Origin of the sequence: Streptomyces europaeiscabiei (genome assembly GCF_001550375.1) — a bacterium.
In the GTDB taxonomy this organism is placed as follows: domain Bacteria; phylum Actinomycetota; class Actinomycetes; order Streptomycetales; family Streptomycetaceae; genus Streptomyces; species Streptomyces europaeiscabiei.
Genome location: NZ_LRTR01000265.1, coordinates 1 through 6,030 on the forward strand (window position 1 = coordinate 1; position 6,030 = coordinate 6,030).

The 6,030-nt window shown below is 70.5% G+C and carries 5 protein-coding genes and 1 pseudogene; 4 read left to right on the plus strand and 2 right to left on the minus strand.

Going from position 1 to position 6,030, the window contains the following annotated elements:
- A partial coding sequence (locus AWZ10_RS12680; protein WP_159058258.1) for a helix-turn-helix domain-containing protein occupies nucleotides 1-271 on the minus strand: 271 nt, incomplete at its 3' end.
- Between the two features lie 248 nt (nucleotides 272-519).
- On the opposite strand from AWZ10_RS12680, the gene AWZ10_RS12685 reads away from it, so the two are divergent.
- Nucleotides 520-1,356 carry an NPP1 family protein gene (locus AWZ10_RS12685; protein ID WP_060891105.1) on the plus strand — a complete coding sequence of 279 codons (837 nt, stop codon included), beginning with the start codon at nucleotides 520-522 and terminating at the stop codon, nucleotides 1,354-1,356.
- A 191-nt stretch (nucleotides 1,357-1,547) separates the two neighbouring features.
- On the opposite strand, the gene AWZ10_RS12690 is transcribed toward AWZ10_RS12685, so the two are convergent.
- Nucleotides 1,548-2,306: a mechanosensitive ion channel family protein gene (locus AWZ10_RS12690; RefSeq protein ID WP_060891106.1), complete on the minus strand. Its 759-nt coding sequence runs from the start codon at nucleotides 2,304-2,306 to the stop codon at nucleotides 1,548-1,550.
- 320 nt (nucleotides 2,307-2,626) lie between these two features.
- On the opposite strand from AWZ10_RS12690, the gene AWZ10_RS12695 reads away from it, so the two are divergent.
- The 3 genes and pseudogenes from AWZ10_RS12695 to AWZ10_RS12705 all read left to right on the plus strand — a co-directional run.
- Nucleotides 2,627-4,588: a YncE family protein gene (locus tag AWZ10_RS12695; protein ID WP_046706943.1), complete on the plus strand. Its 1,962-nt coding sequence runs from the start codon at nucleotides 2,627-2,629 to the stop codon at nucleotides 4,586-4,588.
- Nucleotides 4,589-4,836: 248 nt separating this feature from the next.
- Nucleotides 4,837-5,604: a response regulator transcription factor gene (locus tag AWZ10_RS12700; RefSeq protein WP_234361129.1), complete on the plus strand. Its 768-nt coding sequence runs from the start codon at nucleotides 4,837-4,839 to the stop codon at nucleotides 5,602-5,604.
- A 79-nt stretch (nucleotides 5,605-5,683) separates the two neighbouring features.
- Nucleotides 5,684-6,030, plus strand: a pseudogene (locus AWZ10_RS12705) (sensor histidine kinase); the annotation flags it as partial.

Below are 6,030 nucleotides of genomic sequence, written 5' to 3' on the forward strand. Positions count from 1 at the left end.
CGCCGGCCGCGGCCTCGGCCTCCTTCCAGCGCGGCTCCCACGCGCCGGGGTCGCCCCCGCAGGCCCGGACGTATCCCTGGACGACGGCGAGCGAGGGCAGCCGTTCCCCGGCCGCCGCCTGGGAGAGGGTCGTCGCGGAGAAGCCGGCGGCGCCCTCGGCCATCGCCCGGTAGGACGGGCTGCCCGCGGTCCGGCGCAACTCCCGCAGCTCGTGGGCGAGTCGCTGCACGGGCCCGGCCGCCGGGTCCAGGGGTCTTTCGGGACGCCCCACAGCTTCACCCCCCTTCCGGTTCGGGCGGCGATCAACATACGTATCCCGATGGACACGCGTAACCGTGCGCACTCGAAGTGTGGTGTTGATGACAGCGGCGGTACGCCCCGTCGAACAACTCGGAACCCGCTTCCCGAGTTGATTGCCCTGGTGGAACCAGGTGCCGATCAATTCTCCGCTTGGCAGCCTCGGTCCCGCAGAGCCGGATCACCGGAGTCCCCCACCTCGAAGCAAGTGGAGAACCGCTGATGTCCCCAGCACCGAAGAAGTCGACGCGGAAGTCCCTGAAGGCACGCCTCGGGCTGCTCGGCAGAGCCGCGCTCGTCGGCTCCACCGCCACCGCCCTGACCGTCGCCCTGGGCGGCAGCGCCCACGCCGGTGTGCCGACGCCCCTTGCCGAGAGCACGACCTCGTTCCAGAAGACGTTCCAGCCGGTCTTCGACTACGACTCCGACAGCTGCTTCCCCGCCGCGGCGATCGACGGCAACGGCAACCTCAACGGCGGCCTCGACGACAGTGGGCCCGTCACCGGCCAGTGCCGCTCGGGCCACCTCGGCAAGGCCAACACCTATTCGCGGGTGAAGTGCAACAACGGCTGGTGCGCGATCGTCTACACCCTGTACTTCGAGAAGGACATGAGCTGCGCCGACTGCACCGCCACCTCGCACCGGCACGACTGGGAGGCCGCGGTGCTCTGGGTGCGGCAGGGCGCGAGCACCCCCGAGTACGCGTCCGTCTCCGCCCACGGCGGGTACTCGACGACGTCCTTCGGCTCGGTCCCGAGGGACGGCGTCCGCCTCAGGGTCGTCTACCACAAGGACGGCGCCCTCACCCACGCGTTCCGCTTCGCCAAGTCCGGTGAGACCGCGGAGGCCTGGGGCAACGGCGGCTGGGACTTCCCGGCCCTGGTCAGCTGGAACAGCTTCCCGGGCGGCGACAACAAGTGGACGGCGAACCTCCAGAGCCGTCTGCAGAACGCCACCTGGGGCGACGCCAACTTCCCCCTGAAGGACGGCCGCTTCACCACGGAGCTGAGCCGCGCCATGCCCTCGGGCATCTCCTTCGACCCGAACGGCGCGGGCTGATCCCTCTGAAAGCTGATCCCTCTGAAACGCGCAGTTCCCCGCACCCTGGAGGGGCGCGGGGAACTGCGCGAAGAACCACGACGCGCCCGCGGTCACAGACCGCCCCGCGGCACGACGGCGGTCGTCCGACGGCGGTCACCCGCCAACGGTCATCCGACGGCGGTCACCTGTCGGCGGTCTGCCGACGGCGGTCACGTGTCGGCGGTCTGCCGACTGGCCGGCACGTTCTCGCGGCCCGCCTGGTACGCCGCCACGCTTTCCCTCGCCTGCACGGTCTCCCGCTCCGCCGTCGTCAGCATCCGCTCCCACCGCTGCCGCATGGGCCCGATCAGGCCCCCGCCGACACCGACGACGAGGATTCCGGCGCCCGTGCCGAGCGCGGCGTAGAGGACCGGCTGCGTGACGTCCTGCGCGATCCCGGCCTGGCCGAGCGCCGCGATGACGCCGAGCCCGACGACGCAGGCCCACACGGCGGTCGCGAGGGTACGGCCGTAGGAGACGGAGGCGAGCGCGCCCCCGACGATGCCGCGCACCGCGTTGGCGATGGCCATCGCCACGACGACGAGCACGACGGCGACGAGCGCGCGCGGCAGCCAGGCCACGATGCCGTTGATCATCGTGCTGACGGGGTTCGTGCCGAAGACACCGAGCGCGAACTGGAGGGTGAGCAGCATCAGCGCGTAGTACACGATCCGGCGGAGGATGCCGGTCAGGTCGTACGAGGAGTCCTGGAGCAGGCGAGACGTTCCGGCACGTTCCGACAGGCGCTCGGAACCGACTTTGCGCAGGACGCGGTCGAGAACGCGGGCGATCAGTTTCGAGACGAACCAGCCGACGACCAGGATGACGAGGAAGGCGAGGAGCTGCGGAACGAACTGCGCGACCTTGGACCAGGCGTCGTTCAGGCCCTGGGTGAAGTCGACGGACACGTCGACGGACAGGCTGACCATGGGTGGTTCTTCCCTTCGCGGGTACGTCGAGTACGTCCCCTCCCCTTGTGGATAGCAGTGGGCCGACCGGGTGACGGCGCAGTTCAGGGCCGTTCGGGTGACCGCGCACGGGGTGCGCGGACGGCGCGTGCGCCGGAGTGGACGTCCGTCACGTAAATACGTTGAGTTCTCCACCACCCCCTGTGACCCTCTTGTCAGTGGCATGACTTAGTCTTCGCACACGCTTCACACGCGTCACACGCGCCGCACAGGTCGAACACACCGGCCCCGCGCGACGACGCGCCCACTTCTTTCGTTCCGGGGGGTTCGACACCGTGCGTATGCGCACTCTTCCGGCTGCCACCGCGCTGGCAGTCCTCTTCAGCTCCGCCGCACTCGCGGTCGCCCCGACCGCGTCCGCCGACAGCACCAAGATCCTGCCGGTCGCGTCGAGCGCGGACATCGTGGTGGACGGCGTCCACCAGCGGGTCTTCGTCAGCGACCCGACCAACGGCAAGATCGTCGTCACCGACTACTACGGCATCGTCCGCAAGCAGTTCACGGACCTGCCGGGTGTCCAGGGCCTGGAGCTGTCGGCCGACTCCGGCACGCTGTACGCGGCCGTGCGCGACGCCGACGCGATCGTGGCCGTCGACACGGCGACGGAGACCGAGTCCGCCCGTTACCCGGTGGGCGACGCCCCGGTGGGCGTCGCCGTGGCCGGCGGCAAGGTCTGGTTCGGCTACGGCGCTTCGGCCGCCGGCAACCTCGGCTCGCTGGACCTGTCCGGCGAGGAGCCCGTGGTCACCCTCGACCAGGACACCACCCACCTCTGGTACAACGCGCCGATCCTGGACGCGGCCCCCGGCTCCACCGCTCTGGTGGCGGGCGAGCCCGGCGGCAGCAAGCTGGCCGTGTACGACGTCGCGTCGGGCACCGCCGGCCGTACGGCGGCCGTGGACACCGGCGGCGGGAACATGGGCGACCTCGCGGTCACCCCGGACGGGCAGCGCGTCGTCGTGGCCAGCGGGGCCCCGTACCACCACCAGGTCTTCAAGACCTCCGACCTGACGCCGGACGGCACCTACGCCAGCGACACCTACCCGAACTCGGTCGCCATCGCGCCCGACGGCACGGTCGCGGCCGGCATCGACGGCATCTACGAGCCGGACATCTACATCTACGAGCCGGGCGCCACCACCTCGGTCCGGGAGTACGACTTCCCGAACACCGGTGGCGGCAGTGGCGGCGACGAGCTGCCCGACTCCGGCCTGGCCTGGGCGCCGGACGCCTCCCGCCTCTTCGCGGTGACGTACAACGACGAGGGCGTGTACTCGCTGCGCGTCCTCGACGCCCCCACCAGGGCGCTCACGGCGATCACCGTGAACGCCCCGGCCACGGCCACCCGCGCCAAGAAGCTCACGGTCAAGGGCAAGGTCACCTCGAAGGCGGCGCTCCCGGCCGGGGTGAAGCTGACGGTGACCCGCACCGACGTGGAGTCCACGTCCGGCAAGGCCCTCGCCGCGGTGACCGTGGCGGCCGACGGCAGCTACACCTTCTCCGACACCCCGCCGGCCGGCGGCAAGGTCAAGTACACGGTGCGGTACGCGGGCGACGCCGACCACACCGCCGCGTCCGCGTCCGACACCGTCGAGGTCTCCCGGGCGACGCCCACGCTGTCGCTGGACAAGAACCGCAAGACGTACGCGTACGGCGCGGACGTGAAGTTCACCGCGCACCTCGGCACGACCTACAAGAACCGCAAGGTCGAGATCTGGGCCGACCCGTACGGCTCCGACCGGCCGAACAAGCTGGTGAAGTCGGGGACGGTGAACTCGAAGGGGAACCTGTCGGTCACCGTCGACCTCAAGCGCGACACCAAGCTCTCGGTGAAGTTCTCGGGCGACGCCCGCTACAAGGCGAGGTCGGTCACCAACACCGTCTACACCAAGGTCAAGATCTCGTCGTCGATCTCGGGCCACTACACGACCCGGACGGCCTGGGGCCAGAAGTACCACTACATCCGCAAGTCCAAGGACCCCGTCCTGAAGACCACGATGACGTACTACCCGGAGCGCAAGCAGCGTCTGCAGCTGCAGTTCCACTACCAGGGCGCCTGGCAGGACTGGGGCACCGAGTACTTCCCCCTCGGCACGTCCGGCGGGTCCGACGTCACCCTCACGGGCACCCCGACCACGGACGTCCGCCTCCGCTTCCGCTCCGAGTACCACGACACGACCTCGGGCGACAACGTCAACACCACGACGTACGGGGCCTGGAAGTACTTCATGTACACCAACTGACAAGCTACACAGGGCAGTACGGGAAGCACGGGCAGTACGACGGCGAGCGCCGCCGGGGGTTCCACGGGTCCCCCGGCGGCGCTCGCCGCTTTCGCGCCTTGCGGCCGGGGGAGCGTACGACCGCAGGGAACGGGGCATTCCGAATGAATGGGAAAGCGGTCTCCCTTACCTGCCGGTACGTGTGACGATACGGGCTCTGCCGAAACTTGAGACCTCAAACTGAGGTCACGGTCGCAAAGGAACAGGACATGACCGCCCCTGTGCCCTCCGCCCACGCCGCAGTCCCACCAGCCGCACCCGCCACGCAGGCCCCATCAGGGGGTACCTCCGGTTCTGCCGGGCGCCTGCTCGTCGTGGACGACGAGGAGGGGATCCGGTCCATGCTGACCATGGCGCTGGAGTTCCTGGGATACCAGGTGAGCGCCGCGGCGACCGGGCGCCAGGCGCTGCAGGCCGTCACGCGGTACGACCCCGATCTGATCCTCCTCGACGTCAACCTCCCCGACCTGGGCGGCTTCGAGGTGTGCCGGACCCTGCGCGACCGGGGCAACGCGGTTCCGGTCCTGTTCCTCACCGGGCTCGGCGGTGTGGACGACCGGGTGCGCGGCCTGGACATGGGCGGGGACGATTTCGTCACCAAGCCGTTCGAGCTGAAGGAGGTCGCCGCCCGTGTCCGCGCCCTGCTGCGCCGGGCCGGTGGCGGCCGGCCCGCGCCCGACCGCAACCGCCTCCGCGCCGGCGCGGTCCAACTCGACGCCGACGCCCACCAGGTCTGGGCCGCCGGCCATCCCGTGGACCTCACCACCACCGAGTTCGCCCTCCTGCGCTACCTCATGGAGAACCCCGGCCGCGTCCTGTCCCGGGGCCAGATCCAGGAACGCGTCTGGAACCACCGCGACGAGGGGTCCGGCGTCGTCGACACGTACATCTACTACCTGCGCCGCAAACTGGGCGAGCCGGGCCAGTCCCTCATACGGACGGTCAGGGGCGTGGGCTACCAACTGTGCACGAACTGAGCGAGCAAGCCTCCCGGGGAGGGGCGGGCGACGGCGGCGGGGGCTACGGAGAACCGGGCGACGTGGACGGGCTGGTCGGATGAGTGGGTTCACCGGGCTGGGCGAGAACATCAGGGCGGCCGGACTGCTCGCGCCCAGTGACACGTGCCGTCGGCCCCACCCCGGTCGGCCCCTTCCTCCGGTGGAGCAGCCGATCCGCCCCCACCGTACGGGCCAACGCACCGTCGGCTTCTGGCTGATCGCCACCCTCACCACCCTGGGCGCGGTCGCCGCCCTCTCCGCCCACACCCTCGCCCAACAGCTCACCGCCCGCACCGACCAGGAGATAACGCGGGCCAGCGGACTCGGCGGATCCGGCAGCGTCGGCGTTCCGGGGCCGGTCCCGGCGCCGCCCCCGAGGGCCGCGACGGCATCGGTGGCGCCGCC